This window comes from Marinobacterium jannaschii DSM 6295, from assembly GCF_000620085.1.
Taxonomy (GTDB): domain Bacteria; phylum Pseudomonadota; class Gammaproteobacteria; order Pseudomonadales; family Balneatricaceae; genus Pontibacterium; species Pontibacterium jannaschii.
In genome coordinates, this window is the sequence record NZ_JHVJ01000033.1 from 1 (window position 1) to 26,095 (window position 26,095).

The 26,095-nt window shown below is 56.0% G+C and carries 24 protein-coding genes; 12 read left to right on the top strand and 12 right to left on the bottom strand.

What is annotated here, in order from left to right:
- Nucleotides 1-280, top strand: a 280-nt coding sequence (locus tag Q354_RS27940) for an integrase core domain-containing protein (protein ID WP_156948364.1), incomplete at its 5' end; no start/stop codon positions are given.
- A 347-nt stretch (nucleotides 281-627) separates the two neighbouring features.
- Here Q354_RS27940 and Q354_RS0114555 read toward each other — a convergent pair.
- Entirely contained in the window at nucleotides 628-1,464 is an 837-nt protein-coding gene (locus Q354_RS0114555; protein ID WP_156948366.1) for a hypothetical protein, read from the bottom strand.
- Nucleotides 1,465-2,654: 1,190 nt separating this feature from the next.
- On the opposite strand from Q354_RS0114555, the gene Q354_RS0114560 reads away from it, so the two are divergent.
- The 3 genes from Q354_RS0114560 to Q354_RS0114570 all read left to right on the top strand — a co-directional run bounded on the left by Q354_RS0114560 (nucleotide 2,655) and on the right by Q354_RS0114570 (nucleotide 5,181).
- On the top strand, nucleotides 2,655-3,191 hold the full coding sequence (locus Q354_RS0114560; RefSeq protein ID WP_027858247.1) for a DUF2726 domain-containing protein: 537 nt from the start codon (nucleotides 2,655-2,657) through the stop codon (nucleotides 3,189-3,191).
- Nucleotides 3,192-3,327: 136 nt separating this feature from the next.
- Nucleotides 3,328-4,197, top strand: a complete 870-nt coding sequence (locus tag Q354_RS25925) for a sce7726 family protein (RefSeq protein WP_051560165.1) — start codon at nucleotides 3,328-3,330, stop codon at nucleotides 4,195-4,197.
- A 27-nt stretch (nucleotides 4,198-4,224) separates the two neighbouring features.
- Nucleotides 4,225-5,181, top strand: a complete 957-nt coding sequence (locus tag Q354_RS0114570; protein WP_027858248.1) for a sce7725 family protein — start codon at nucleotides 4,225-4,227, stop codon at nucleotides 5,179-5,181.
- A gap of 283 nt (nucleotides 5,182-5,464) precedes the next feature.
- Here Q354_RS0114570 and Q354_RS0114575 read toward each other — a convergent pair whose 3' ends face one another.
- The 3 genes from Q354_RS0114575 to Q354_RS0114585 form a co-directional block, all read right to left on the bottom strand.
- On the bottom strand, nucleotides 5,465-8,320 hold the full coding sequence (locus Q354_RS0114575; protein WP_027858249.1) for a valine--tRNA ligase: 2,856 nt from the start codon (nucleotides 8,318-8,320) through the stop codon (nucleotides 5,465-5,467).
- Between the two features lie 186 nt (nucleotides 8,321-8,506).
- On the bottom strand, nucleotides 8,507-8,941 hold the full coding sequence (locus Q354_RS0114580; RefSeq protein ID WP_027858250.1) for a DNA polymerase III subunit chi: 435 nt from the start codon (nucleotides 8,939-8,941) through the stop codon (nucleotides 8,507-8,509).
- A 6-nt stretch (nucleotides 8,942-8,947) separates the two neighbouring features.
- Nucleotides 8,948-10,465 (bottom strand): leucyl aminopeptidase, encoded by a 1,518-nt coding sequence (locus Q354_RS0114585; RefSeq protein WP_027858251.1) that lies wholly within the window; start codon nucleotides 10,463-10,465, stop codon nucleotides 8,948-8,950.
- Nucleotides 10,466-10,628: 163 nt separating this feature from the next.
- Here Q354_RS0114585 and lptF point away from each other — a divergent pair, with 163 nt between their 5' ends.
- Both lptF and lptG read left to right on the top strand, forming a co-directional pair.
- Entirely contained in the window at nucleotides 10,629-11,741 is a 1,113-nt protein-coding gene (gene lptF, locus Q354_RS0114590) for an LPS export ABC transporter permease LptF (protein ID WP_027858252.1), read from the top strand.
- The gene (gene lptG / locus Q354_RS0114595) at nucleotides 11,738-12,805 is read left to right on the top strand and encodes an LPS export ABC transporter permease LptG (protein ID WP_245601055.1); all 1,068 of its coding nucleotides are present in this window, start codon (nucleotides 11,738-11,740) and stop codon (nucleotides 12,803-12,805) included. Before lptF ends, lptG begins: the two co-directional genes overlap by 4 nt.
- Nucleotides 12,806-12,850: 45 nt before the next feature.
- On the opposite strand, the gene Q354_RS0114600 is transcribed toward lptG, so the two are convergent.
- From Q354_RS0114600 to gloA, 4 genes are all read right to left on the bottom strand, one after another.
- On the bottom strand, nucleotides 12,851-13,318 hold the full coding sequence (locus Q354_RS0114600) for an RDD family protein (protein WP_051560166.1): 468 nt from the start codon (nucleotides 13,316-13,318) through the stop codon (nucleotides 12,851-12,853).
- Nucleotides 13,319-13,378: 60 nt separating this feature from the next.
- Entirely contained in the window at nucleotides 13,379-14,587 is a 1,209-nt protein-coding gene (locus tag Q354_RS0114605) for a YeeE/YedE family protein (RefSeq protein WP_027858255.1), read from the bottom strand.
- A gap of 206 nt (nucleotides 14,588-14,793) precedes the next feature.
- On the bottom strand, nucleotides 14,794-15,600 hold the full coding sequence (locus Q354_RS0114610; RefSeq protein WP_027858256.1) for a tetratricopeptide repeat protein: 807 nt from the start codon (nucleotides 15,598-15,600) through the stop codon (nucleotides 14,794-14,796).
- 297 nt (nucleotides 15,601-15,897) lie between these two features.
- Complete coding sequence (gene gloA / locus Q354_RS0114615) at nucleotides 15,898-16,293, bottom strand: lactoylglutathione lyase (protein ID WP_027858257.1); 396 nt, start codon at nucleotides 16,291-16,293, stop codon at nucleotides 15,898-15,900.
- Between the two features lie 271 nt (nucleotides 16,294-16,564).
- Between gloA and Q354_RS0114620 the strand changes: the two genes are divergently transcribed.
- The 6 genes from Q354_RS0114620 (at nucleotide 16,565) to ung (ending at nucleotide 21,464) form a co-directional block, all read left to right on the top strand.
- Entirely contained in the window at nucleotides 16,565-16,897 is a 333-nt protein-coding gene (locus tag Q354_RS0114620; RefSeq protein WP_027858258.1) for a phasin family protein, read from the top strand.
- Between the two features lie 104 nt (nucleotides 16,898-17,001).
- The gene (gene fldB, locus Q354_RS25930) at nucleotides 17,002-17,508 is read left to right on the top strand and encodes a flavodoxin FldB (RefSeq protein WP_036230016.1); all 507 of its coding nucleotides are present in this window, start codon (nucleotides 17,002-17,004) and stop codon (nucleotides 17,506-17,508) included.
- 110 nt (nucleotides 17,509-17,618) lie between these two features.
- Nucleotides 17,619-18,713: a peptide chain release factor 2 gene (prfB, locus tag Q354_RS0114635; protein ID WP_036230019.1), complete on the top strand. Its 1,095-nt coding sequence runs from the start codon at nucleotides 17,619-17,621 to the stop codon at nucleotides 18,711-18,713.
- Between the two features lie 63 nt (nucleotides 18,714-18,776).
- Nucleotides 18,777-20,249, top strand: coding sequence for a lysine--tRNA ligase (lysS, locus tag Q354_RS0114640; protein WP_027858260.1), 1,473 nt, complete (start codon nucleotides 18,777-18,779; stop codon nucleotides 20,247-20,249).
- A 77-nt stretch (nucleotides 20,250-20,326) separates the two neighbouring features.
- Nucleotides 20,327-20,785 (top strand): hypothetical protein, encoded by a 459-nt coding sequence (locus Q354_RS0114645; protein WP_027858261.1) that lies wholly within the window; start codon nucleotides 20,327-20,329, stop codon nucleotides 20,783-20,785.
- A complete protein-coding gene (gene ung / locus Q354_RS0114650) occupies nucleotides 20,772-21,464 on the top strand; it encodes a uracil-DNA glycosylase (RefSeq protein ID WP_027858262.1) in 693 nt (230 codons plus the stop codon). The genes Q354_RS0114645 and ung overlap by 14 nt, the downstream gene beginning before the upstream one ends.
- A 58-nt stretch (nucleotides 21,465-21,522) precedes the next feature.
- Here ung and ygfZ read toward each other — a convergent pair whose 3' ends face one another.
- The 4 genes from ygfZ to Q354_RS0114670 all read right to left on the bottom strand — a co-directional run bounded on the left by ygfZ (nucleotide 21,523) and on the right by Q354_RS0114670 (nucleotide 26,059).
- Nucleotides 21,523-22,545: a CAF17-like 4Fe-4S cluster assembly/insertion protein YgfZ gene (gene ygfZ / locus Q354_RS0114655; RefSeq protein ID WP_051560167.1), complete on the bottom strand. Its 1,023-nt coding sequence runs from the start codon at nucleotides 22,543-22,545 to the stop codon at nucleotides 21,523-21,525.
- Nucleotides 22,546-22,650: 105 nt separating this feature from the next.
- The gene (gene asd, locus Q354_RS0114660; protein WP_027858264.1) at nucleotides 22,651-23,508 is read right to left on the bottom strand and encodes an archaetidylserine decarboxylase; all 858 of its coding nucleotides are present in this window, start codon (nucleotides 23,506-23,508) and stop codon (nucleotides 22,651-22,653) included.
- 33 nt (nucleotides 23,509-23,541) lie between these two features.
- Entirely contained in the window at nucleotides 23,542-24,354 is an 813-nt protein-coding gene (locus Q354_RS0114665; protein WP_027858265.1) for a sulfurtransferase, read from the bottom strand.
- A gap of 76 nt (nucleotides 24,355-24,430) precedes the next feature.
- Nucleotides 24,431-26,059, bottom strand: a complete 1,629-nt coding sequence (locus Q354_RS0114670) for an HDOD domain-containing protein (protein ID WP_027858266.1) — start codon at nucleotides 26,057-26,059, stop codon at nucleotides 24,431-24,433.
- Nucleotides 26,060-26,095: the final 36 nt, after the last annotated feature.

The following is a 26,095-nucleotide window of genomic DNA, read 5'->3' on the forward strand; positions in this document are numbered from 1 at the left end:
CAGTCGTGCCTTCTGTCAGCGGCTGTGGCGTTATCGAATCATGCAGAGCATGAGCCGGAGAGGCAATTGTTGGGACAACTCGCCAATGGAAAGACTCTTTCGCAGTTACAAGTCCGAGTGGATGCCTATTACGGGTTATCAATCAACAAGAGAAGCCCAACGAGACATCAGCTTCTATCTGATGGAGCGATACAACTGGCAACGGCCACATCAATATAACAATGGATTACCTCCTGCAAAGGCAGAGGAAGATCCTATCTTACTGTCCGGAATTAGTTGACCACTACACGGGCGGCCCAACTGTGCAGACAACCCGTGTGCGCTTCGCGCCTTTCGGAAAACGGTTAAAACTCCCCCGGGTTTCGCTTCGCTCAACCCAGGCTACATGCATGGATAATAAGGTAGGAATGCCTATCTATTCGCTGCAGCGCTCCGCTGCACCGATGGGATAAATTTCGTGCCCGTAGATATCTTGGCGAGTTTTTGGGTAGCGTGAGTTGAGGTACGAAATCCACGGATGGTGCCGAGTTATTCACAACTAACCTAGGATTACAGGTTTTTGTAGCAGCAACCTCCGGTCGCGTCAGAACAAGGCGGCTATCTCTTCCGATAGCCGCAAGCATCACGCTACTGTGCAGAATCTCCGCCCGCGATTGACAGGGTGGTTTCAGGGTTGGTCTTATCTGATAAGGCAGAAGGCATAAGTTCTCTAACCAAATGTGCATCAGTGGGCACCGTCAGAATCAGGCTGCCTTGCTGGGTAAAGAAAGCGGCTTTATTGCCAGATACGGCGACCAACAACCCCTCTACCAATACCCGGTTATCTTTCGAGACGAGCTTAGTGCATGTGGATAATTGTGTTTTTTGTTCCTGCACACAGCCCTTTTCCATGAATCCTTGAATGCTAGCCTTTGCCAAGTCTTGAGCTTTCAGGCCGCTAAAGGCGGGAATCGCCATCCAAATCAGGACAACAATCAGTCCGGCATTGGCTGGTCTTTTAAAACTAACTATCAGCTGTGCCACGGCGATGGCAACTTTGCTTAAGTCATTGTTTTTTGGGTGTAAGTATCTGAAGGGATAAGGGTATTTAGTATCTGTAGTGGAGCGATCTTGTTTCTCAATTATCCAGCGTCCAGCTCTAAATATCATGAAAATTACAAGCGTGAATATCAGGATCCCAATGCTTAACCGCTTAGCCATTTCTAGGGAGAAAACTTCAGGCATCCAATCAGCCATATACAAGAAAACTACATAAAAGGAGTTCGTATAGGCCTCGGTTGCGGCTAGTTCAAAAACGTCGCTACTAACACCGTACATGTGTAAATACGTCATGTGATAGGTATACCCTGAGATATACCCGGCTGGAGCTAAAACACTGATCAGTGTACTGATAGTGGTTAATAGATAGCTGTGGTTTTCCACAAGGCTGCGTAGCTTTGCTGGTGGCTTTTCCTGAGCCGACATAATTCATCCATGATTTTGCGGTTTAAGTTGGTCAGGAGTGTAACACTGGAATTGATATCCGGTTCAATCTTGGCAGTTACTAATAAGTTAGGCTAATCCTAACTAGATCAGTACCAGATAATCCTTCTACGAAGTGACCAATCCCCTTCGACGCAGCCGAGCATTGACGGCTGAGGCGGGATTAGCGGGCTGATTGTCTGACGAGCGTAGCGAGGAGTTTACAGCACGCCCCGCAGCAGGCGGCAAGCGCAGGGTATGGGCGTAGCCCACAAGTCGCGGGGCGCACTTTCTTTTGGTTCGTTTTCTTTATGCGAGTAAAGAAAATGAACAACCACAAAATCAGCATTGGCAGAGGGGCAGATAACGGTTGTTTGATCTCAGGCTAAGTGGAACCAATAAGCTAATTCAGTTCAGGTAAACCATGCTATCGCTCATTTCTACTTCGGCCTTTCGGCCCCAAAGGGGCGTTCCGCCGCCCCCTCTGGACTCCCGGGCGGCCCAACTGTGCAGACAGCCCGTACGCGCTTCGCGCCTTTCGGAAAACGGTTAAAACTCCTCACATTCGTTCGTCAGACAAAACCGTTTTCGAATCCGAAAGCCACTGCAGTGCTCCGCTGCACAGATGGGATTGATATCGTGCCAGTAGAGGTTTCGGCAAGTATTTGGGTAGCGTGGGTTGAGGAGCGAAATCCACGGATGGTGCTGGTTTATTCGCCGTTAACCGGGACTTGCAGGCTTTTGTAGCAGCAACCTCCGGTCGCGATGAAAAGGAGTTCGGACTCGCTGTTGGCACTGATAGCAGATATGTTTGTGACCCTGGTTCCCGCGCTCCGAGGCTGTGAATCTATTCCAAACGAAATAGGTGTAGGCTGGCGGTGAGCTTGCGAACCCCAGAAAAAGGGGGCTAGTTTCGGCAAAATTACCTGCTTCACGGCAATGTTGGGATTCGTCGTTGCACTCCTCGTCACCAACCTACGCATACTTTCACAGTCTCAGACTGTGGGAACGAGATACCTGCAATCACCCAACGACACCAGAGCAATAAAACGACTATCTACCATAAAGTGTACTACTGACGTGTTTGAAAGCGGCGTAAAATAGCCGGTTACTCAGGCATAGTTCGTATCAGGGATTGTTTAACGGGCGGCTACTCATTAGTAAGCAAGCCAGCCTAAACGCAGGGAACAGCGATGGAATGGATTCTTCTACCACTGGTGATTTTCGCCGTGCTGATGGTTTTGCTGAAAGCAAAGGCTAACAGCGAAAACAGCGCCGACACCACCGATCAAAGCAGCAGCCTCGGCTACCGGCCTAAGGGCGCACTCTTTACCCCTGCAGAACGCTCCTTTCTTGGTGTTTTAGATCAGGTTGTGGATAACCGCTACCGGGTCTTTGGCAAGGTGCGTGTTGCCGACCTGATCGAACCCCAACCCAGCCGTAACCGCAGCCAGTGGCAGCGAGCCTTTAACGCCATCAGTTCTAAGCATTTTGACTTTGTGATCTGCAAGGCCGGTGACCTGACACCGGTCTGTGTGATTGAGCTGGATGATAAAAGTCATAACGCCAAAAAGCGCCAACAGCGGGATCAGTTCCTGGGGAGCGTTTGTAAAGATGCGGAATTACCTTTAATTCGTTTCTCAGCCAAGCAAGGCTACCAGTTGAATGAAGTAAAGGCTCGATTGGCGGAGAGCTTAGTGCATCGGAATCCGATTGGTCAGTGTAAATGAAACAGGTAAACACAGCTAAGGCATTAGAGTGGTATGTAGCTCAGAGGTGCTCGCAGCGTCTATCAGAGTATGTATCTTTGATATACTCATAGATTGCTGCAATACTATATCCCTCTGATTAATGAGTGAATTACTCATGAACATAAATATATCAACACAACGTGAGTATCAACTGCTAAGCAAGGTTTTTAGCCGAAGTATAATATCAGGCTTAGCTAGGCATGGTGGTAGTGCTGATCTTGAAAGAATTTTGAGCGAAGTAGGACGCGATAAAATTGATCTTGATAGTGTAAGTTTGTTAGATTTTTTTGAAGGTTGCTTTGAAAAGCTTAAAGTTAATTATAGAAACGAATATGTATTTAAGAATGCAATAGCTACAAAGATAGTGAGGGGGCGGCATAAGCTATCGAACTGCCACTATATATCAGAATTCAAGGTTGGAAGATCTATTGCTGATGTAGCGGTTTTTAATGGGACGTCAACGGCCTATGAAATAAAAAGCTCATTTGACTCTTTTGAAAGATTAAGAGATCAGATTGCATCGTACTCCAGTGCTTTTGATAAAGTGTACGTGGTTGTTCCTAAAGAAAAGGTTGATAAAGTATTTCTACATATTGAGGATCATATAGGCGTTTACGAACTAACCGATCGATACTCACTATCTCAGGTTAGAGAAGCTGAATCAAACATAGATAATATCTGTAGTGATAGCATATTGGGGTGTTTGAGAAGGGGAGAGTATCTAAATATTGTAAAGAATAAATATGGCTATATCCCATCAGGGAAACCATCGGAAATAAAGAGGGAAGTTGCGAATATTTTTCGGAATATGAGTAAGGATCAACTTCATCGTGAATTTGTGCATGCAATGAGGAAGAGAGGGATTTCAAAATCTGAGAAAGATATCTTGAGTCAAATGCCTGCCTCTATAATATCTTTATTGTTGAGTGAGAGGCTAAATGAAAGACTGCTTAAAAGCTTATATTTAAAGCTTCATGTGAGATGACTTTATAAATTGTAAAGGAGTACGATAATGTATCATTGTTATTTGAGAGGAAAGCAGTATGAACTTTTGGCAATAAGGGAGGCAGCTTCTAAAATATATGAAAGTGGATCTGTTCCGATAATAGAGCCTGTAAGGGAAGGAACTAGAGATCTTATTAAGTGTATTGATGTGCTTTCTAAGGCAAAGGCTCAATATATAGTTGTAGCTAATCCTCAGGTTGGAGATATGTCTAAGAGCCAGGCAAAATCTGAGGCTGTAATTGATATCGTAGTCTCAAATTATCCTGAAACAGAGCTTGCTTTTATTGTCAATGAAGATGTGTCTCTAAGCCAAGTGGAGCACTTTTTGCAGAGATATCCAAATCAAGTTTTTAGTATTATCCATAATGGAAGATTCGGTGATGTAGCCGGTCTGAAAAATTTTCTCAGTGAAAATTCTAGATTAAATAAGCACTTCTTCATAAAAAATGATTGCAGTACATCTTATCGCGATGGCTTTGAGGGAAGTAAGCTCGTATTGATTGAAGATGGGTTCAATAGAAGGAGCCCTAATGCTGAATATGCTAATAAGTTAGAAGAGTTTTTCTCAGATCTCTATTTGACGTATAAGGAAAGTGGCTATATTGGGTTCGGTGACTTTTCAATAATTGGTGACCACTATAGTGAAGGAGGAGGGCAGGCTATCACTGCTGTTCTCCACATTACTTATAAAGGAGAGGACGAAATTAATATTCGACATTTCCTGTCTGACCCTAGGAAAGTGCCGGAAGAGGTTCCAATTCTTCTAGAAGAAGCGCTAGGAAAGCTGGAAGAGTTCTTGAGTGAAAACCAAGACATTTTAGAGTGGTCGGAAGCGTGCCAGCAGCTGATGACTATTTATGAAGGTGGTTGCCAAACGAATCTAGCAACGATGAAGAAGCTTACAATAAGGCATCACTTTGAGCTTATGCATCGTATCTCTGTGGATCGACAGGCTGAACAGTGATGGTATTTACCTGACAGCGCCTCCCACTTCAGTAACAATTTAGGCAGCTTAATCAGCTGCCTTTTTGTGTGCCCGAAGTAGCCACGATGAATCAACCCAGACAGACACGACCATACAAGGATTGGGCGATGTAAACGCTATCCGCGCGCAGTTCTTAGCGCGCCACGCGCCGCTCCGAAGGCCCACAAAAAAGCCCGGTACTGATACCAGTACCGGGCTTTTTGCTTTTAAGCTGTTGCGCTTTTAGCGCGCCGCTCGCAGCGCGCTTCGCGTAGCTCTGTTGTTACAGCGCTTCGATCTTAGCGTACTGCTCAGCCAGCTTGGCATGGGCAGACTTGGCTTCTTCCAGTTTCTCGCGCTCTTTGGCGATTACGTCCGCAGGGGCGTTGGAGACGAAGCGTTCGTTGCTCAGTTTGCCTTCGAAGCGGCTGACTTCCTTCTGCAGCTTGTCCAGGGACTTCTGCAGGCGGGCCAGTTCGGCGTCTTTGTCGATCAGGCCGGCCATCGGTACCAGCACTTCCATGTTGCCAACCAGCTGGGTGGCGGACATCGGTGCTTCGTCGCCCGGGTTGAGCCAAGTGATCTTCTCAACGGAGGCCAGCTTGGACAGGAAGGCTTCGTTGGCTGCCAGACGTGTCTTGTCTGCTTCGCTGCCGTTGTTGAACAGCACGTGCAGTTCCTTGGCCGGGGAGATGCCCATCTCACCACGGATATTACGGATACCGGTGATCACGCCTTTCAGCCAGTTGATCTCGGCGACGGCGCTGTCGTCGATCTTGCTGTTGTCGGCAACCGGGTAGGGCTGCAGCATGATGCTGTCGCCTTCGGCACCGGCCAGTTCCTTGATGGACTGCCAGATCTCTTCGGTGATGTACGGCATGATCGGGTGCGCCAGACGCAGCAGTACTTCCAGTACGCGCACCAGGGTACGGCGGGTGCCGCGCTTGGCTTCGGCAGAAGCGTTGTCGTCCCAGAGTACCGGCTTGGACAGCTCCAGGTACCAACCGCAGTACTCGTTCCAGATGAAGTCGTACAGGGTGGAGGAAGCCATGTCGAAGCGGTATTCGTCGAAGTGCTTGGTGACTTCGGCTTCAACGCGCTGCAGCTCACCGGCGATCCAGCGGTCAGCCAGGGAGAGTTCTACCTCGCCACCGTTCTGCCCACAATCTTCGCCTTCGGTGTTCATCAGCACGTAGCGGGCGGCGTTCCAGATCTTGTTACAGAAGTTACGGTAGCCTTCCAGACGCTTCATATCCCAGTTGATATCACGGCCGGTGGAGGCCAGTGCTGCCAGGGTGAAGCGCAGGGCGTCGGTGCCGTGGGCAGAGATCCCTTCCGGGAACTCTTTCTGGGTACGCTTGCCGATCTTCTCGGCCAGCTGCGGCTGCATCATGTTGCCGGTACGTTTTTCCAGCAGGGCGTCCAGCTCGATGCCGTCGATCATATCCAGCGGGTCCAGTACGTTACCCTTGGACTTGGACATCTTGTCGCCGTTTTCGTCGCGGATCAGGCCGGTAACGTAAACGGTCTTGAACGGAACCTGTGGCGTGCCGTCTTCGTTCTTCACCAGATGCATGGTCATCATCATCATACGGGCAACCCAGAAGAAGATGATGTCGAAACCGGTTACCAGCACGTCGGTCGGGTGGAAGGTGTTCAGACGCTCGGTCTGTTCCGGCCAGCCCAGGGTACCGAAGGTCCACAGGCCGGAGCTGAACCAGGTGTCCAGCACGTCGTCGTCCTGTTTCAGTTCGAGGTCGGCGGCCAGGTTGTACTTCTCGCGCGCGGCATCGGCGCTGCCCGCAACGTAGACGTTGCCTTCATTGTCGTAGAAGGCCGGGATACGGTGGCCCCACCACAGCTGACGGGAGATACACCAGTCCTGGATATCGCGCATCCAGGCGAAGAACATGTTTTCGTACTGTTTCGGTACGAATTTGATGTCGCCGTTTTCGACTGCTTCAACTGCAGGCTTGGCCAGGGTCTTGGCGTCGGCAAACCACTGGTCGGTCAGCATCGGCTCGATCACCACGCCGCCACGGTCGCCGTACGGGATGGTCATATCGTTTTCTTCGATTTTTACCAGCAGGCCGGCGGTTTCGAAGTCGGCGACGATTTCGCGACGGGCGGCGAAGCGCTCCATGCCACGGTATTTTTCCGGGATGGTGACGTCGACGTCGTTGTTCGGAGTGCCGTCGGTGTTGAAGCCTTCGCCTTCGTCGCGGATATCGGCGTTGAAGGTGAGGACGTTGATCATCGGCAGGTTGCAGCGTTTGCCGACTTCGTTATCGTTGAAGTCGTGTGCCGGGGTGATCTTCACACAGCCGGTGCCTTTTTCCATATCGGCGTGTTCGTCAGCGACGATCGGGATACGGCGGCCGACCAGTGGCAGTTCGACAAACTTGCCGATCAGGCTCTGGTAACGCTCGTCGTCCGGGTTAACCGCGACGCCGGTATCGCCCAGCATGGTTTCCGGACGGGTGGTGCCGACGACGATGTGGTCTTCACCGGCAGCGGTTTTCTCGCCATCGGCCAGCGGGTAGCGCAGGTACCACATCTTGCCCTTAACCTCTTTGTTTTCCACTTCGAGGTCGGATATGGCGGTGTGCAGTTTCGGGTCCCAGTTAACCAGGCGCTTGCCACGGTAGATCAGGCCTTCGTCATACAGGCGGATAAACACTTCCTGAACGGAGTTGTAGAAGCCTTCATCCATGGTGAAGCGTTCGTTTGCCCAGTCAACGGAGTCGCCGAGACGGCGCATCTGGCGGGTGATGTTGCCGCCGGATTCCTCTTTCCATTCCCAGATTTTGTCGATGAAGTTTTCACGGCCCAGGTCGTGACGGGTCTTACCCTCTTCAGCGGCCAGTTTACGCTCTACCACCATCTGGGTGGCGATACCGGCGTGGTCGGTGCCGACCTGCCACAGGGTGTTTTTACCCTGCATGCGCTTGTAGCGAGTAAGCGCGTCCATGATGGTGTGCTGGAAAGCGTGACCCATATGCAGGCTGCCGGTGACGTTCGGCGGCGGGATCATGATGCTGTAGGCTTCACCTTCGCCGGAAGGGGCGAAGTAGTTGTTGTCTTCCCAGGTTTTATACCAGGATTTCTCTATCTCATGGGGCTGGTAGGTTGTATCCATTGCGATGCTGATCTCAGGAATTCTTGGCTACTTGTCATGTCGGCCCGCACGGCCGTAAAACGGATTAAACGGCGGGCGCAGGTAATCGGCCGATTATACCGGCTGATGGTGAATTCCGATAGGGAGCAGGGCGAGAGGGCTTGCTGAGGGGAAGCAGAGAGCAGCGGGCTGCTCTCGGGCCGGGCTTCAGCGTTTCTTGCGCATATCGTTCATGCGAATCTCGATGCCGTTGTCCTGGTAGCGCTTGTAGTTGCGCCGGGTGGCGTCGAGGACATCCGGGGTCTGCACCACCACTTCGAGGATACGCTCGAACTGCAGGGCATCGTCGGGGATATCCAGCGCCAGGTTAATAAACACCTGTTGCTGGTTGGGACGGTGGTTGCCCCAGCCGAGGCGGATCGGTGAATCTTCCGGCCGCTGGCCGATCAGGCTGTGCGGCAGGAAGGCGTCGGGCCGGAACTCCCACAGCAGCTGATCCACCGCTTCGGCATCGCTTTCATCCTGGCAGTGGATATAGATCTGATGGCCCAGCCCCTGGATCTTCTCCACCAGGCGGCAGAGAAAGCGGCTGCGCGCTTCGGGCGCAGCCGCGGGCAGGACATAGAAGTCAGCCTGAGCCATCAATGCTTAGTCGTCGCCGTTTTCGTCGCTGGCATCGCCGGCGGACTGGTTCAGCAGGTACTGAGTCAGCAGTGGTACGCAGCGGCCGGTGGCGCCTTTCGCCTTGCCGTTGCTGTTCCAGGCGGTACCGGCGATATCCAGGTGCGCCCAGCGGAAGCTCTTGGTAAAGCGGGACAGGAAGCAAGCCGCCGTGACGGTGCCACCGGCGCGGCCGCCGATGTTGGCGATATCGGCGAAGTTGGAATCCAGCTGTTCCTGGAACTCATCCCACAGCGGCAGGCGCCACGCTTTGTCGGCAGCCTGATCACCGGCAGCCAGCAGCTCGGCAGCCAGGTCGTCGTCGTTACTCAGCAGGCCAGTGGCATGGTGGCCCAGGGCGATAATGCAGGCACCGGTGAGGGTGGCGATATCGACCACGGTCTGAGGCTCGAAACGCTCGGCGTAGGTCAGGGCGTCGCACAGTACCAGACGGCCTTCGGCGTCGGTGTTGAGGATCTCAACGGTCTGGCCGGACATAGTGGTGACGATATCACCCGGCTTAGTGGCGTGACCGCTTGGCATGTTCTCGGCGGCGGCGATAATCGCGACTACGTTGATCTCCGGCTGCATCTCGCACAGGGCGGTGACGGCACCGAAGACGCTGGCGGCGCCACACATATCGAATTTCATTTCGTCCATCGCCGCGCCCGGCTTCAGGCTGATGCCGCCGGTGTCGAAGGTGATGCCCTTGCCGACCAGTACATGGGGTTTTTCGTCCGCTTGCGCGCCCTTAAACTCCATCACGATCAGCTTGGATGGCTGTTCGCTGCCGTGACCGACCGACAGCAGGCTGTGCATGCCCAGTTCGGCCATCTCGTCTTCGTCGACGATGGTGGTGGTCAGGTTATCGACCTCTTCGGCCAGTTCAACTGCCTGTTCCGCCAGGTAGGTCGGGGTGCAGACGTTGCCCGGCAGGTTGCCCAGGTCACGCGCGGTGCTGATGCCGTTAACCAGGGCTACGCCATCCAGCAGGGCGAATTCGGCGATCTCGTTGTCATCTTCCCCGATCACGATGCCGAGCAGTTCCAGCTTCAGCGGATCGGCTTTTTTGCTCTTGGTTTCGTCGTAGTTGTACAGCTCGCTGCCGGACCACTCGACCAGCTGACGCACCTGACGGTAGAGGTCGTCATCGGCACCCACCTGCTTGTCCAGCGCGAATACGGCGGAACTGATACTGGTGGATTTGATCACAGCCATGGCGGCGGTGATCTGTTTGCGCGAACCGCGGTCGCTGCGCTCGTCGGCTTTGCCGAGGCCCAGTAGCAGTACGCGACGGGCGCTGATGCCCGGGACTTTCTGCAGCAGCAGGGTCTCGCCGCTCTTACCCTGAATATCGCCGGCATTCAGGATCTCCTGGATATAGCCGGATGCAGCCTGATCGATCTCGCGGGCTGACGGGGTCAGGGTCGCGTCGGCCTGAATGCCGACGACCAGACATTCAGTTTCCAGAGAGGTGATATTTCCGTTGACGATTTCGAAATCCATGCTGGCTCCAAAACAAGACATTCTGTACAGATTGAAGGATAATGCCGCCTTTCGGTGCCTATACTTTTCAGGCAGCGGCAGGGCTCGCAGGCGTTAAGTTGCGGCCGGTTCCCGTTTGCCATGCACTATAAACCATTTTGTCGATCCTGACAGAGTATCCGCTTTGATCGTTTTTCGTTATTTAGCTCGTGAAATCCTGCTGAGTATGGTGGCTGTGACCACGGTACTGCTGATGATCATCATGAGCGGTCGTTTTATCAAATATCTGGCTGATGCCGCGGCCGGTGAGTTTTCACCCAGCGTGCTGTTTCTGATTATGGCCTACCGTCTGCCCGGCTTTCTGGAACTTATCCTGCCGCTGGGGCTGTTTCTCGGCATCCTGCTTGGCTATGGCCGCCTCTATCTCGAAAGTGAGATGACGGTGCTGCACGCCTGCGGCATGAGCGAGCGTAAGCTGATGCGCAAGACGCTGGGGCCGGCCCTGATGGTGTCGCTGTTTGTCGGCTTCCTCAGTTTCTACCTGTCGCCGCTGGGGGCGGAGAAGATGATTCATGTCTTCAACGAGCAGAAATCCCGCAGCGAGCTGGAGGCGATCACTGTGGGACGCTTCCAGTACGACAGCTCAGGCCGTTCGGTCTCCTATACCGACAATATCGATGAAGAGGGCCATCTGGGGCAGGTGTTCGTCCTGCAGCAGCTGCCGGATGACCGGGTGGCGGTGACCCTGGCCGAATCCGGCCAGCGCACCTTCTACCCGCAGAGCGGCAACCAGTATCTGGTGCTGCAGAACGGCGAGCGCTATGAGGGCCTGCCGGGCCATGCTGACTACCGTATCCTCGGCTTCGAGACCTACGGGGTGCGGATGGATAACCCGGAGGTGCGACAGGAAGTGACCAAGCTGGAAGCGCTGCCGACGATGCGCCTGCTGGAGTCGGATATACCGGCCGAACAGGCCCAGCTGCACTGGCGGATGTCGATCCCGGTACTGGTACTGATCGTTTCCCTGCTGGCGGTGCCGCTGAGTAAGGTTAATCCGCGTCAGGGCCGCTATGCCCGCCTGCTGCCGTCGATCCTGCTCTACCTGGCCTACCTGACCCTGCTGAGCACGGTGCGCAGCAAGGTGGAGGATGGTGAGACGGGCGTGGAGGCCTTCTGGCTGCTGCACGCGGCTTTCCTGCTGCTGGCCGCCAATATGATCTTCTTCGGACGGCACTGGCAGCGGTTGTTTGACCGCCTGCCGAGTCCGTTTGGCTGGATAAGGAGAAAACGCGCATGATGACCCGTCTGGATCGCTATATCGCCCGCCAGGTGGGCGGCGCAGTCTTTATCGTGGCACTGGTGATTATCGGGCTGGATCTGATGTTCGCGCTGGTCGACCAGCTGCCGGATCTGAGCCGCCATTATGACCTGACCCAGGCGATGTGGTATGTCGCCCTGACCAGCCCACGCCGCCTCTATGAGTATCTGCCGCTGAGCTGCCTGATCGGCGCTCTGGTGGGACTGGGCACCCTGGCCTCCAGCTCCGAGCTGACGGTGATGCGTGCCGCCGGGATCTCCACCCAGCGCATTATCGTCGCCGTCTGTAAGCCGGTGTTGCTGATTATTACTGCCTCGCTGTTGCTGGGTGAGTATGTGGTGCCGCAAACCGAGCAGACCGCCCAGACTCACCGGGTACGCATGATGGCACAGGATGGTCGCCGTTCGCAGCTGAACGAGGGGGCCTGGCACCGGGAGGGGCAGAGCTTTATCCATATCGATGCGGTTGCCACCGATGGCCGCCTGTTTGGCGTCACCCGTTACCAGTTTGATGAGAACCGGCAGTTGCAACAGGCCAGCTTTGCCCGCGAGGGTGAATATGTCGAGGGCGGCTGGAAGCTGAAGTTTCTGCGCGATACCCGTTTCTATCCGGACCGCACCGAAGTGGTGAAACGGAAAGAGGAGCTCTGGCAGAGCGGCCTGACGCCGTCGCTGCTGAACGTGGTGGTGATGGAGCCGGCCAACCTGTCGATCAGCGGTCTCAACTACTACTCCGACTACCTGCGCGGCCAGGGGCTGCAGGCGGCGGAGTATCATGTGGCGTTCTGGACCAAGGTGCTGCAGCCGGTAGCGATTCTCGGCCTGGTACTGGTCGCGGTGTCCTTTATCTTCGGCCCGCTGCGTTCGGTGACGCTGGGGCAGCGCCTGATCGCAGGGGTGATCGTCGGACTGGTGTTTAAGCTGATTCAGGATGTACTGGGGCCAGCCAGTGCGGTATTTGCCTTCCCGCCGCTGCTGGCGGTGCTGGTGCCGATTATCGCTTGTTACCTGGTAGGTATCCTGTTGCTGCGGCGGGCGGGATAGTGCTCGAAACATAAAAAAAGGAGCCTGTGGCTCCTTTTTTTATGTTTACCGCTTACCGCTTTCTTTCTTCTTATCCTTCTTGGGCAGCTGTACCACGCAGGTGCCGCTGGCGATATCGTGCCAGGTGAGCTTTTCGCGGTTGATAAAGGCCCAGAGGAAGCCGGCAAACGCCGGTAGCAGCGAAATCAGGCCGACCATAAAGCGAATCAGGGCCTGGGTCAGGCTGATCGATTCGCCGTTGGTGGTCTGTACCCGAAGACGCCAGGCGGCCATGCCCAGGGTCTGGCCGTTACGGGTCCAGAAGTAGGCGAGGAAGCCGTAGGTGAGGACAAACAGGAAGGTCTGGAAGCCGGGGCCGGTGACGGCCTGGCCGTCGTTGATCACCACTGCGATAATGCCGACCACCATCCAGAGCGCCAGGATCACCATGCCATCGTAGACCATGGCGCCGAGGCGGCGTACGGGGTTGGCGATCTGGATTTCATCAAAGGTCTCGGGAAAAAGGCGTCTCATGGTCTTTCTGCTCTGTTGGGTGATGGGGCATTCTACCAATTCAGCGGCTGGCAGCCAGCGTCACTGTAATCTGAACAGTGGCCGCAGGCGGGTGCCCAGCAGGCTGCCAAAGAAGGCGGCCACCAGCCAGAGCCAGCCGTGCAGGCTGCCGGAGACAATACCGCCGAAGAAGGCACCGATATTACAGCCAAAGGCGATAGTGGCACCGTAGCCCAGCATAACACCGCCAATCGAGGCGGCCAGCCAGTGCAGCGGCGGCAGGCGCCATTCAAACGAGAAACGGCCCGCCAGGTTTGCGGCCAGCAGGGCGCCGGCGATAATGCCGATATTCATCAGGCTGGTGGCGTCCTCCAGCAGCGGCGCATAGAGGGCATCTTCCCGTCCCGGCTGAGTCCAGTAGCTCCAGAAATCGATCTCCAGATCCAGTTCCAGCAGCATGGCGGCCTTGGCACCCCAAAGAGGGTAGGCCAGGGCTACCGTCCAGGGACGTCCCACCATCGCCAGGGTGGCAAAGTTCATCAGCGCCAGCACGATACCGGCCCAGATCAGCGGCCAGGGGCCACGCATCAGGCGGCGAGCCAGAGGCAGGCCCTGTCCTTCGGTATCCCGTTCCCAGTCGCCGTAGCGGCGCTTTTCCAGCCAGATCGTCAGCAGGGCGATGGCGGCAAACAGCATCAGGTTCAGGGCGATCGCCGGTGCGGCACCAAAATCCCGGATCAGCGAGACCGGCTCCAGTTGTGGCTGGTTCTGCCACCACTCATAGTCTGCGGTGGCCCAGAGGCCACCGGCGGCAAAGCCTATCATGCTGGGAATCGCCCGCATCTGGCCGCCGCCGGCATGGTAGAGGTTGCCGGAGGCGCAGCCATTGCCCAGTTGCATGCCGACACCGAAGATAAAGGCGCCGCAGATGACCGACCAGCCCAGTGGTCGCACCAGTGCGAAGACGGAATCGCCAAACAGCTCTCCGGCACTGAGTACCGGAAAAAACAGGCACACGGCCAGCGCCAGCATCACCATCTGGGCCCTCAGGCCCTTACCGCGCCGTTGCAGGATCAGGTTGCGCCAGGCGGTAGTGAAGCCGAAGGAGGCCTGATACAGCGCCAGGCCGATCACGCCGCCAATCAGCAGCAGCCAGCCATCACGGCCCTGTTGCTCCGTGCTGAGCCACCAGGCGGAGGCTGCCAGCGCGATGCTGATCAGGATCGCGGCCAGGCGCTGGCTGGCGGATACGGTAGATAAGGTATCGACAGGTGATGAGGTGCTGCTCATGAGTGTTGCCTGATTAATTCAAAATCCCGGGGCGCGAAATATACCACTCCAGAGCGCTGAAAGGGATCGGCTGTACGACAGAAAGACAGAGGCTTTGCTGAATCCGGGGGCGGGGCAGGCAGAGGGCGGGGCGGTTGGGGCAGGGAAGTCGCCGGACTGAGCATGCTGTTCAGTCCGGCGATGTCGCTGGAACGTCAGGCCCGGCTTCAGTTCTTGTACGGTGCGACGTAACGGCTCTGGTAGTCATTCGCCAGTGCCTGGGCGGTTTTCAGTTCGCTTTCGCTGAGCTTCATTACCAGGCGCTTCTCGATAGCGGCAGCGGTTTCATTACCCAGTTCGGAAGCGTTATGCATCCAGGCGTAGGCGATAATATTGCTGTCGTAGGCGCGCTCGCGGCCGTGATCGTTGGAGTACAGGGTGCCGAGGAAGAACATCGCTTCAGTATGGCCCTGTTCGGCGGCTTTACGGTACCAGGTCTCGGCTTCGCTGAAGTTCTGCGCCACGCCGGTTCCGAAGTTGTAGCAACGGCCGATATTGTGCAGGGCGGCGACATAGTTCTTGTCAGCGGCCTTGCGGTACCAGTCGAGCGCGATCTCAGGAGAACGTTTCACGCCGTAGCCGAATTCATACATCACACCCAGACGGTTCTGGGCGGCGGCATTGCCGGACTCGGCATCCTGGCGAACCTTCACCAGCTCTTTCTGGTATTCCTTGTTTTTCAGGCCGCGCAGGCTGTTAACGCTGTCCAGGTGGCCGATATTGGCGCCACGGGTATACAGACGCTTGGCCTGGTCCAGGTCCTTATCGACACCCCAGCCGTTTTCATACATCTGTCCCAGCATGTTGGAGGCATCGTGATTGCCCTCTTTCGCCAGCGGCTTGAGTTCATCCAGCGCAACAGAATAGTCCTGCTGATCGAAAGCGCGGGTAGCTTTACCCAGATCGGCGGCAAGGGTATATGTCGCCTGGAGGCTGAGCAGCAGGCTTGCTGCAAGAAGCGCGTGTTTTTTCATCGAAAACCTGGCCTGTTAACTGATTAGGGTTCTTAAAATTGCCGCCATTATAACCACGCTTAGCTGTAGATAAAATGTACAGGATCGGGTACGGCTGGCGGCTGTTATCTGAGAACTTTACTTTAGAAGTCGCTAATGTTGGCGCATTCTAGCGCAATCAGCGGACAGTTTGCAGGCGCAGATGCCAGAAAAAAAGTGTGCCCAGCGTTGAATAATTGATCAGTGACAAGGATTATCGGCGCCCCGGGCCGGGATGCGCGGGGCCGGGGCGGGAGGTTTCCCGGCCTGAATAAGGCATCAGCCCTTACCGGATCTGGCGCCCAGTAACTCAATCATATAGCCATCCGGGTCTTCAACGAAGGCGAGGATAGTGCTGCTGCCTTTCATCGGGCCGGCTTCGCGCACCACCTGACCTCCCTTGGCCTTAATCGAATCACAGGCGCTGTAGACATCTTCTACCTCGATGGCGATATGGCCGAAGGCGTTCCCCTGCTCGTAGCCGGCGACACCCCAGTTATGGGTCAGCTCCAGTACGGTGTTTTCGGATTCGTCACCGTAGCCGAGAAAGGCCAGGGTGAATTTACCTTCCGGGTAATCTTTGCGGCGCAGCAGACGCATACCGAGGATATCGGTGTAGAAGGAGATCGACTTATCCAGATCGCCCACCCGCAGCATGGTATGAAGTAAACGCATCGTGTTATCCCTGATTATTATCTGTAGCTGAAGTTTAACGGTGATCCGGCTGATTGTCGTCAAGGTATTCAGTGCGCCGCACCGCGAGAATAGCCTGTGCTGAATATGCTATTCGCAGGTGCCCTGATATGGCACCGCCGTGCGATTGCCGTTACAGTAAGGGCCGAGCCTGGCGCCTGCCATAACAACCGGGCGACCCTAGTCGATGGCACCGCACATCTGTTACTGCCGCTGACAGGTCGCGACACAATAATAAGGAAAGGTACAGAGTATGTTTCAGGATATGAGTAAGACACTGACTGAATCGATGGAGCCGTTTAAAGATCTGGTGAATATCCAGACCCGGATGCTGGAAGATATCTCGCGCCGGCAGCTGGAGTGCACCCGCGCCTGTATCGAAGCGACGATGCAGCAGACGCGCGAGTTGCCCAAGTGTCAGTCACCGGAAGACCTGATGGCGCTGCAGCGGGCTTATGCCGCCGAGCTGGAGGAAACCCTGCGTAATGCCGGCGAGCAGAACATTGCGGCCCTCAATGAGGCGCGGGAGATGATCGGCAAGCTGACCCAGGACTCCTTTACTGCCTTTGCACCGCCGCAGAAATAAAAGCCCTGCGCGGTGTGAACGAAGCAGCTCAGATGAGCTGCTTTTTTGTTTGGATAACGTTATCTGTGACAATTCCCTGGATTTTTTAACGGGCGACACTATCGATGATTGGATTGTTTTTTGGTTCTACCACCGGTAACACCGAAGATGTAGCCGTGGCGATTGCGGAGCAGTTCGGCCCTGAGCTGACGCAACACGATATAGCCGATGAGGGCCTGGCGGCCGTACCTCACTACCAGCAGCTGATCTTTGGCATCCCGACCTGGGATTTCGGTGAGTTGCAGGAGGACTGGGGTGACCTCTGGGATGAGATCGACCAGCTCGACCTCAGTGGTACCCGCTGTGCCCTGTTTGGCCTGGGTGACCAGATCGGTTATGGCGAGTGGTTCCTTGATGCCATGGGCTTGCTGCATGACAAGCTGCAGGCACGTGGTGCTGAGATGATCGGCTACTGGCCAAACCAGGGCTATAATTTTGAAGCCTCTAAGGCGCTGACGGACGATGGCAGTCAGTTTGTCGGGCTGGCGCTGGATGAAGACAGCCAGCATGGCGAGACCGCCGAACGGGTCAGTCGTTGGGTAGAGCAGCTGCGGGCGGAATTTCCGGCCTGATCCCGGGCGGCGAAATTTTGTCGCGCAACAGGGCGCAAGCGATACAAACTGACCCCGATTTCAGGTAAAATGCCTGCCTTTTTTTAACACTTCGAGTTTTGAGCCGGACAATGGAAATCAATCCCATCATCAACAGTCTGAAAGATATTGTTGAGCGCACAACCGAGCTGCGTGGTTATCTCGACTACGATGGCAACAAAGATCGCCTGGAAGAAGTAGAGCGCGAGCTGGAAGACCCGGCCGTGTGGAACGATCCGGAAAATGCCCAGAAGCTGGGTAAAGAGCGTGCTGCGTTGGAGGGGATTGTCAAAACCATCGATGAGCTGACTTCAGGCGTCGAAGACTCCCGCGACCTGCTGGATATGGCGGTCGAAGAAGACGACGCAGACACCGTGGCCGAGGTTGAGGCTGAAGTGGCCGAAATGATGGCCAAGCTGGAGAAGCTTGAGTTCCGTCGTATGTTCTCCGGTGAAGCCGACATCAACAACGCCTTCCTCGATATCCAGGCCGGTTCCGGCGGTACTGAGGCCCAGGACTGGGCCAATATGATGCTGCGTATGTTCCTGCGCTGGGGTGAGTCGAAAGGCTTTAAGACCGAACTGATCGAAGTCTCCGATGGCGATGTGGCCGGTATCAAGTCCGCCACTATCCGCTTTGAAGGCGAGTACGCCTTTGGCTGGCTGCGCACTGAGACCGGCGTTCACCGTCTGGTACGTAAGTCACCGTTCGATTCCGGCGGCCGTCGTCATACCTCTTTCTCCTCGGTATTCGTCTCGCCTGAGATCGACGATAACGTAGAGATCGATATCAACCCGGCCGACCTGCGTGTCGACGTTTACCGCGCCTCCGGTGCCGGTGGTCAGCACGTTAACCGAACTGAATCCGCGGTCCGTATTACCCACGAGCCATCCGGCATCGTCGTGCAGTGTCAGTCCCAGCGCTCGCAGCACCAGAACCGCGACTTCTGTATGAAGCAGCTGCGTGCCAAGTTGTACGAGATGGAGATGCTGAAACGCCGTGAAGCTGCGCAGGAAGTGGAAGATACCAAGGCTGATATCGGCTGGGGTAGCCAGATCCGCTCCTATGTACTGGATGACCAGCGCATCAAGGACCTGCGTACCAATGTGCAGTCCAGCAACTGTGACAAAGTACTGGATGGCGACCTGGATCTCTTTATTGAAGCCAGCCTGAAAGCCGGCCTGTAATCCACAGGCCGCTGCTTAAGATACCGAATAGAACAGAACTGAATAGAAAGGTTTAACACCAAGATGTCTGACAACACTCAGCCACAAGATGAAAACCGCCTGATCGCCGAGCGCCGTGAAAAACTGGCGGCCCTGCGTGAAGCGGGTAACGCTTTCCCGAACAGCTTCCGCCGCGACAGCTACGCGCAGGACCTGCAGGAGCAGTACGGCGATAAGAGTAAAGAAGAGCTGGCTGAATCAGGTATCAAGGTAAGTATTGCCGGTCGTGTAATGCTGAACCGCGGTGCCTTCGGTGTTATCCAGGATATGAGTGGTCGTATCCAGTTCTACGTTAACAAGGAAGCGCGCAAGTTTGCCAAGAGCCTGGACCTGGGCGATATCATCGGTATCAGCGGTGAGCTGCACAAATCCGGCAAGGGCGACCTGTATGTCGATATGGGTGAGTTCCAGCTGCTGACCAAGAACCTGCGTCCGCTGCCGGATAAGCACAAGGGCCTGCAGGATACCGAAATGCGCTATCGCCAGCGTTATGTCGATCTGATCACTAACGAAGAGTCGCGTCGCGTCTTCGAAGTGCGTTCTAAGATTGTGTCCGGTATCCGTAAGTTCCTGGAAGAGCGTCGCTTCGTTGAAGCCGAAACACCGATGCTGCAGGTGATTCCAGGTGGTGCTTCTGCACGTCCGTTTATCACGCACCACAATGCGCTGGACCGCGATATGTACCTGCGTATCGCGCCGGAACTGTACCTCAAGCGTCTGGTTGTCGGCGGTGTCGAGCGGGTGTTCGAGATCAACCGTAACTTCCGTAACGAAGGTCTTTCCACCCGTCATAACCCTGAATTCACCATGCTGGAGTTCTACCAGGCATACGCGGACTTCAACGATCTGATGGACCTGACCGAAGAGATGCTGCGTACCCTGGCAAAAGATGTGCTGGGTACCACTACGCTGACCTATCAGGGTCAGGAGTATGACCTGGGTGCGCCGTTTACCCGCATCAGCGTGTTCGACTCTATTCTGCACTACAACCCGGAACTGTCCGCGTCCGATATCGATAATATCGAATCAGCGCGTGCCGTGGCCGATAAGCTGGGCATCCCGCTGAAAGACAGCTATGGCCTGGGCAAGGTGCAGATCGAGATCTTCGAGAAAACCGTAGAAGACCGTCTGTCCCAGCCGACTTTCATCACTGAGTACCCGGCTGAAGTATCGCCGCTGGCGCGCCGTAACGATAACGATCCGTTCATTACTGACCGTTTCGAGTTCTTTATCGGTGGCCGTGAAGTAGCCAACGGCTTCTCCGAGTTGAATGACTCCGAAGACCAGGCAGAGCGTTTCCGCGCCCAGGTGGCTGAGAAAGATGCCGGCGATGACGAAGCGATGCACTTCGACGATGACTACATCAACGCGCTGGAGTACGGCCTGCCGCCGACAGCGGGTGAAGGTATCGGTATCGACCGTCTGGTAATGTTCTTCGCCGACTGCGATTCGATCCGTGATGTGATCCTGTTCCCGGCGATGCGTCCGCGCGGTTAAACGCCGCCTTCGCTGAGTCTGAAAAAGCCGCGCCTGTCGCGGCTTTTTTGTCGCTGTCAGAGACTGAGGGGGATGTTATGGGCTGGCTGATTGCCGATCATAAACGAGAACTGCCGGGGCGGCGCTGGATCAGCATCGTCTTGCGCAGCCTGCACCTGTTGGGAATCGCCGGTATTGCCGGGGGTTATCTCTATCAGCTGCCACTGCAGCAGTGGCATGGCTGGCTGATGCTGGCGCTGGGCAGCGGCCTGCTGATGCTGCTGAAAGAGATCTATGTCGACGGTATCTGGCTGTTACAGCTGCGCGGCCAGGTGGTATTGCTGAAGATGCTGTTGCTGGGCTGCAGCCACCTCTGGTGGAGTACGCCGCAGGCCTGGGCCTATGGCCTGATTATCCTGATTTCCGGCCTGATCTCCCACGCGCCGGGCAATGTCCGGTATTATTCGCCCTGGTATCGTTGCCGCCTCAGCCGTGAGCTGTGGATGACGATACGTTCTGATTCAACTGAGCCGAGGAACCATGATGGCCCTGGATAACGCCCCCAGCTGGCAACCCTTTCTGCAGGATGAGTTTCAGCAACCCTATATGCTGGCGCTGAAGGATTTCCTGCGTCAGGAGAAAGATGCCGGTAAGTTGATCTACCCCCACTCCTCAAACTGGTTTCATGCCCTGGAAGCGACGCCGCTGAATGATGTCAGGGTGGTGATTCTGGGACAGGACCCCTACCACCAGCCTAATCAGGCTCACGGTCTCTGTTTCTCGGTAATGCCGGGAGTCCGCACGCCGCCTTCGCTGGTGAATATCTATAAGGAACTGGAGACCGATCAGGGCTGTGTCACGCCGGATCACGGCTATCTGGAAAGCTGGGCGCAGCAGGGGGTATTGCTGCTGAACGCGGTACTGACGGTGGAGAACAGCAACGCCAACGCCCATCAGGGTAAGGGCTGGGAAACCTTTACCGATAAGGTGATCGCCACGGTGAATGAGCAGTGCCAGAACGTGGTGTTCCTGCTCTGGGGCAGCTATGCCCAGAAGAAGGGTGCCAGGATCGACCGGCAGCGCCATCTGGTGCTGAAAGCCCCGCATCCGTCACCGCTGTCCGCCTATCGCGGCTTCTTCGGCTGCGGCCATTTCAGCCAGGCCAATAACTACCTGCAGCAGATGGGGAAACCGGCGATTAACTGGCAGTTGCCATTGGAAGCAGCTGAAAGCTGAGGGCTATAAGTTACAAGCTATAAGCCGCTCTTGTTGGCGGCTTATAGCTTGAGCAGTTCTATCGCTTAGACTCGAACAGGCGCGGGTCCAGTTCGTATGGCAGGGGCAGGATCTCAAGCGTCCGGGTCGGATCGCTTTCCAGCGTCACGCTGCCGTTGTCGGCTTTCTCTTTGATCATCACCGCCAGCAGTTCGCAGCCGTTTTCGGCTTTGGCGGCCTGTACCACCTGACCGATCTTGACGCCCGCTTCACCCAGCAGGGCGTCGCCTGGCTGTGGTAGCTGGTCGCTGTCGATACGTGCCAGGTACATCGGACGCTTAAGAATGCCGCGGTGCTGCAGGCGGGTGACAATCTCCTGGCCGGTGTAGCAGCCTTTGGTAAAGCTGACGCCGTTGAGGGCCTGGAGGTTGGTCATCTGTGGGATAAAGCCTTCGCTGGTGGCGGCGCATACCGTTGGGATGCCGGCGCGGATCTCGCTCAGGCGCCAGTCGTTGCTGCTGCCCAGTTCAGCCTGGCTCAGCAGCTCAGGCAGCAGGCTTGCGGCATCGTCGGCGGGCAGCCAGATCTCGAATCGCTCACCCGGTACCTTAACCGCCACGCGCTCGCCCTGGCGTACCACCTGATCGACTCCGGCCGGGGCTTCGCCCAGCAGCGCTGCGGTCAGCTGAGCTGCGTCATCGCCCTGCAGGCCGATGCCCACCAGGCTGTCGCGCCGGTCGCTGGCGTCAGCCTTGGAGAACATAATGTATTTGTTGAGGGTCTTGAAGCCGCTGTCCAGGTTGTCGCTATCGGTACGCAGCAGGAAGCCGTCTTCCAGCGCCAGCAGGCGCCAGAGCACAATCATATGGCCCTTGATATTGCAGTGCGCGGCCAGGCGGCTGCCCAGCTGGCGTGCTTCGCTGATATCGGCACTGAGCTGTCCTTGCAGAAACTTGTCCGCATCCGGACCGCGGACATCGATGGCCGCCTGGTGCAGCAGCGGAATCAGCAGGGTGCTGACACTGCTCTGATTCAGGATCGCCTGATTGTCTTCGCTAAGTTCTGCGCCTGCCTGACGCAGGCCTTCGAGCCAGTTATTCATAGTCTGTGTATCTCCTGATCCGGCTGTAGGCTTTGTGCACAGTGTAGGTGAAAGCGGTGCTCACTACAGCCGGTAAACTATGGGGTTATTCCGTCCTGCGGGTTGTTACTCACTGACGCCGATACGCTGGCCCAGGCACAGCGGGCTTTCCGCCTGTAGCTCTGGCAGCCATTCCATGGCGTCCTTTCCGAACAGCAGGACCACGGTGGAGCCGAGCTTGAAGCGGCCCATCTCGACGCCTTTATCCAGCGTGATTTCCGGCTGAGGCTGGTTGCTGAAGTCGCGGCTGACCGGGGCCTTCAGTACCGGAGCTTCCTGGCCGGACCAGACCGTTTCGATACCCGCGACGATCATGGCGCCGACCAGCACCATCGCCATCGGACCGAATTCGGTATCGAAGATCGCGACCAGGCGCTCGTTACGGGCAAACAGCTGATCCACGTTTTCGGCCGTGGTCTGATTGACGGAGTAGAGATCGCCCGGCACATAGATGGTTTGACGCAGGGTGCCTTTGACCGGCATATGGACCCGGTGATAGTCCCGCGGTGACAGGTAGATGGTGGCGAAGCGACCATCCTTAAACTCGTTTGCCAGGTTCATATCGCCGCCGAGCAGGGTGCTGAGGCCATAGCCCCGTCCCTTGGCCTGAAAGATACGGCCATTTGCGATTGTGCCCAGCTGACTGATCGCACCGTCTGCCGGGCTGACGATCGCTTCCGCTGTCATATCGATGCTGCGTGCATCCGGTTTCAGGGCGCGGGTGAAGAAGGCGTTGAAGTTTTCGTAGGCGGTGGGTTCTTCGACCAGCGCCTCGCTCATATTGATCTGGTAGCGTTTGGCAAACCAGCGGATAAAAGTGTTTTTAACCTTAGGGTTTTTACACTCGGCGATTCGGCCCACCAGTCGGGACAGGCAGTGTTGTGGCAGCAGCTGTTGCAGCAGGATAAACAGTTTATCTTTCAAACTTCTTGCTCTTCGGTCTTGGCGGTTAATCGGTTATTTCTCTACCGGCGTGTCAGGCAGGTTGCCCCATTCGAACCAGGAGCCGTCATAGCAGCGTACCTTGTCGAAGCCGAGGTGGCGTGCCACCAGGTAGGTCAGGCCGGAGCGGCGGTGGGTCTGGCAGTGGGTAATGATCTCTTTATCGCGGCTGATACCCCGGGCGGCGAGTTCGCTGATCAGGCTGTCTGTATCGCGCAGGCGGCTGTCTTCCGCCGAGATCATGCTGTCGGTCCACTCATACCAGCTGGCGCCGGGGATATGGCCGCCTTTTCGGGCGTTAACGACTTTTTCACCCTTGTACTCCGCCTCGGTGCGGGCATCCCAGATAGCGCACTGGTCGTTGTCCAGCTGGCTGAGGATGTAGTCCACATCGGCGATCAGGCTGGTATCGATGCTGGCCTCAAAGTATCCCGGGGTCGGCTGGTTGGCGGTGGTTTCCAGATCCAGTCCGGCGCTGACCCAGGCCTGAAGCTGACCGTTCAGGAAACTGCAGTTCTGATGGCCGACACAATGCAGGGTCCAGATCATGCGGCCTGCCAGCGGCCCTTTCTGATCGTCATAGACGACGACCTGGGTGTCGTCGCTCAGGCCGATGGCGGAAAACAGTTCATTCAGCTGCAGTGGCGATGGCAGCTTGTTTGGCACCGGCTGGCTGCCGCAGAGCAGCCGGGCGGCATCAACATGGACGGCACCGGGGATATGGCCTTTATCGTAATTTTCCTGACTGGACAGGTCGAGGATAAGCAGCTGTGGGTTCTGCAGCTGCTGTGCAAGCTGAGCCGCTTCGATTACCAGGGGCAGTGACATGGTTCGTATCCTGATCGCATCATTGATGTGCTGGCATCATATAGTGTTACTGCGATGGTCACAAACCGGCGCGAAGTTACTGCCCGGTGATCATGCGCTTCAGCGCCAGTGAGGCGGCGGAGCAGACGTAACGGAAGCGCTCGTGGTGGAAGTCGCTGAGGATCTTGCCGGCGTTGCCGCGGTCGGCATGGACGACGGCGATCGGTTTTTTATCGATGAAGATCGACATGATCAGGGCGCCGCTTTCCGGTACGAAGCCGTGATAGTTCTCCGGCAGCAGCCGTAACATCTTGGCGCGGTTGTCCGGGGTAATCCAGATGCAGGAGGGCTTCTCCGACAGGCGTTTGAACAGGCTGGTGATCTCAAGGCTGTGATAGAAACTCAGGATGGCATCCTGCTTTTCAACCCCCTTGGTAAAGGCGGTCTTCATGCTGCTGCCTTTCTGCTGGATCAGGAACATGGCGGCCCGTTCCATGCCCAGGCCTTCATGCAGTGCCTGCATGGTACCCTGCAGTATATGGCGTGGTTCGCTATAGAGGTCGGAGCCTTTCAGCAGGCGCTCTGCGGTCTGGGTGAAGACGACTTTATCGCGCAGGCTGGGCTTTTCATAAACCACCGCTGCTGCCTGCGCTTCCGGTTCGTCCCGCGCCGGCCCGGCCGGTGCGCTGCTGGTGTTTCCCGCCAGCTGGGGGATATCCCGTGGCAGGGCTTTGATCTCGCGCGGCCCGAGCTTGTAGTTGGGGCGCGTATTGGAACGGATAAACAGCATCTCCGCGGCCGGTGCCATCGTGCCGGGAATATGGTATTCGCGGCTGGCCGCCGCGCAATTCTGATGCAGGCTGGCCAGGGTTTCGCTCAGGGCGCTTTTCAGATAGTCGTTAATGATATCGACGATTTTCATCGCCTTGGTGGTATGCCAGCCATACTGGGTCGTCTGGCAGAGCCAGTTGGCAATTTTGACCGGGAAGAACTTCTCCTGCACCAGATGATTCAGGTCGCGCAACTCCTGATCGCTGAGGCGCGGATCATTGATGGTGCGCATATGCAGGCGTTGCAGGATCTGACGGCTGGGCGAGTTGTCGTGGTCCAGGCTGGTGACGGCCAGTTCCGACAGTCCCCAGTCGCTGATCAGGCCCTTGGAGATCTCCTGCACGGTGCAGCCCAGGACATCGCTTTCGGCCAGTACTACGTCGACACCTTCTTCGCGCTGTTTGCGCTGCACTTCGCTCATATGCAGCGGGGCGTAGTGCCATAGCATCCAGTAGCCGACACCGTAAAACAGCGCCGCCAGATAGCTCTCATCGACAAACAGGCTGTTGCGGGACTGGGTCCAATGGCGCGCCTGGACAGCGGCATGGTGGCTGTTGGCGATGCTGCGGAAAAACATCTTCTGGGCGGTGCTGGTGGGATTCAGCTTGATCGCGGGCACCCGGAACGCCACATCTTCGATGTGATCCAGCCCCAGTGAGCTGATTGCGTGATCGATGCCGGTGACTTCAGAGCCTTTGGCCGCGTGCAGCTGGCAGGCCGTTTTGACCATATACAGGCAGAGGACAGGATCTGACTTAATCAGTTTGCCCAGATCCCTGAGGTTGACGTTGCTGTCACGAACCTGTCGCTTGAGGCGCTGTTGTACGCTGTTCCGGACAGGCAGCTTGCGCCGGACCAGATATTCGATCCAGGCCTCAGCTCCCTGCGGTGACACAACAATTGTCCCTTGCCTTTTTTCCATAGTTGAACT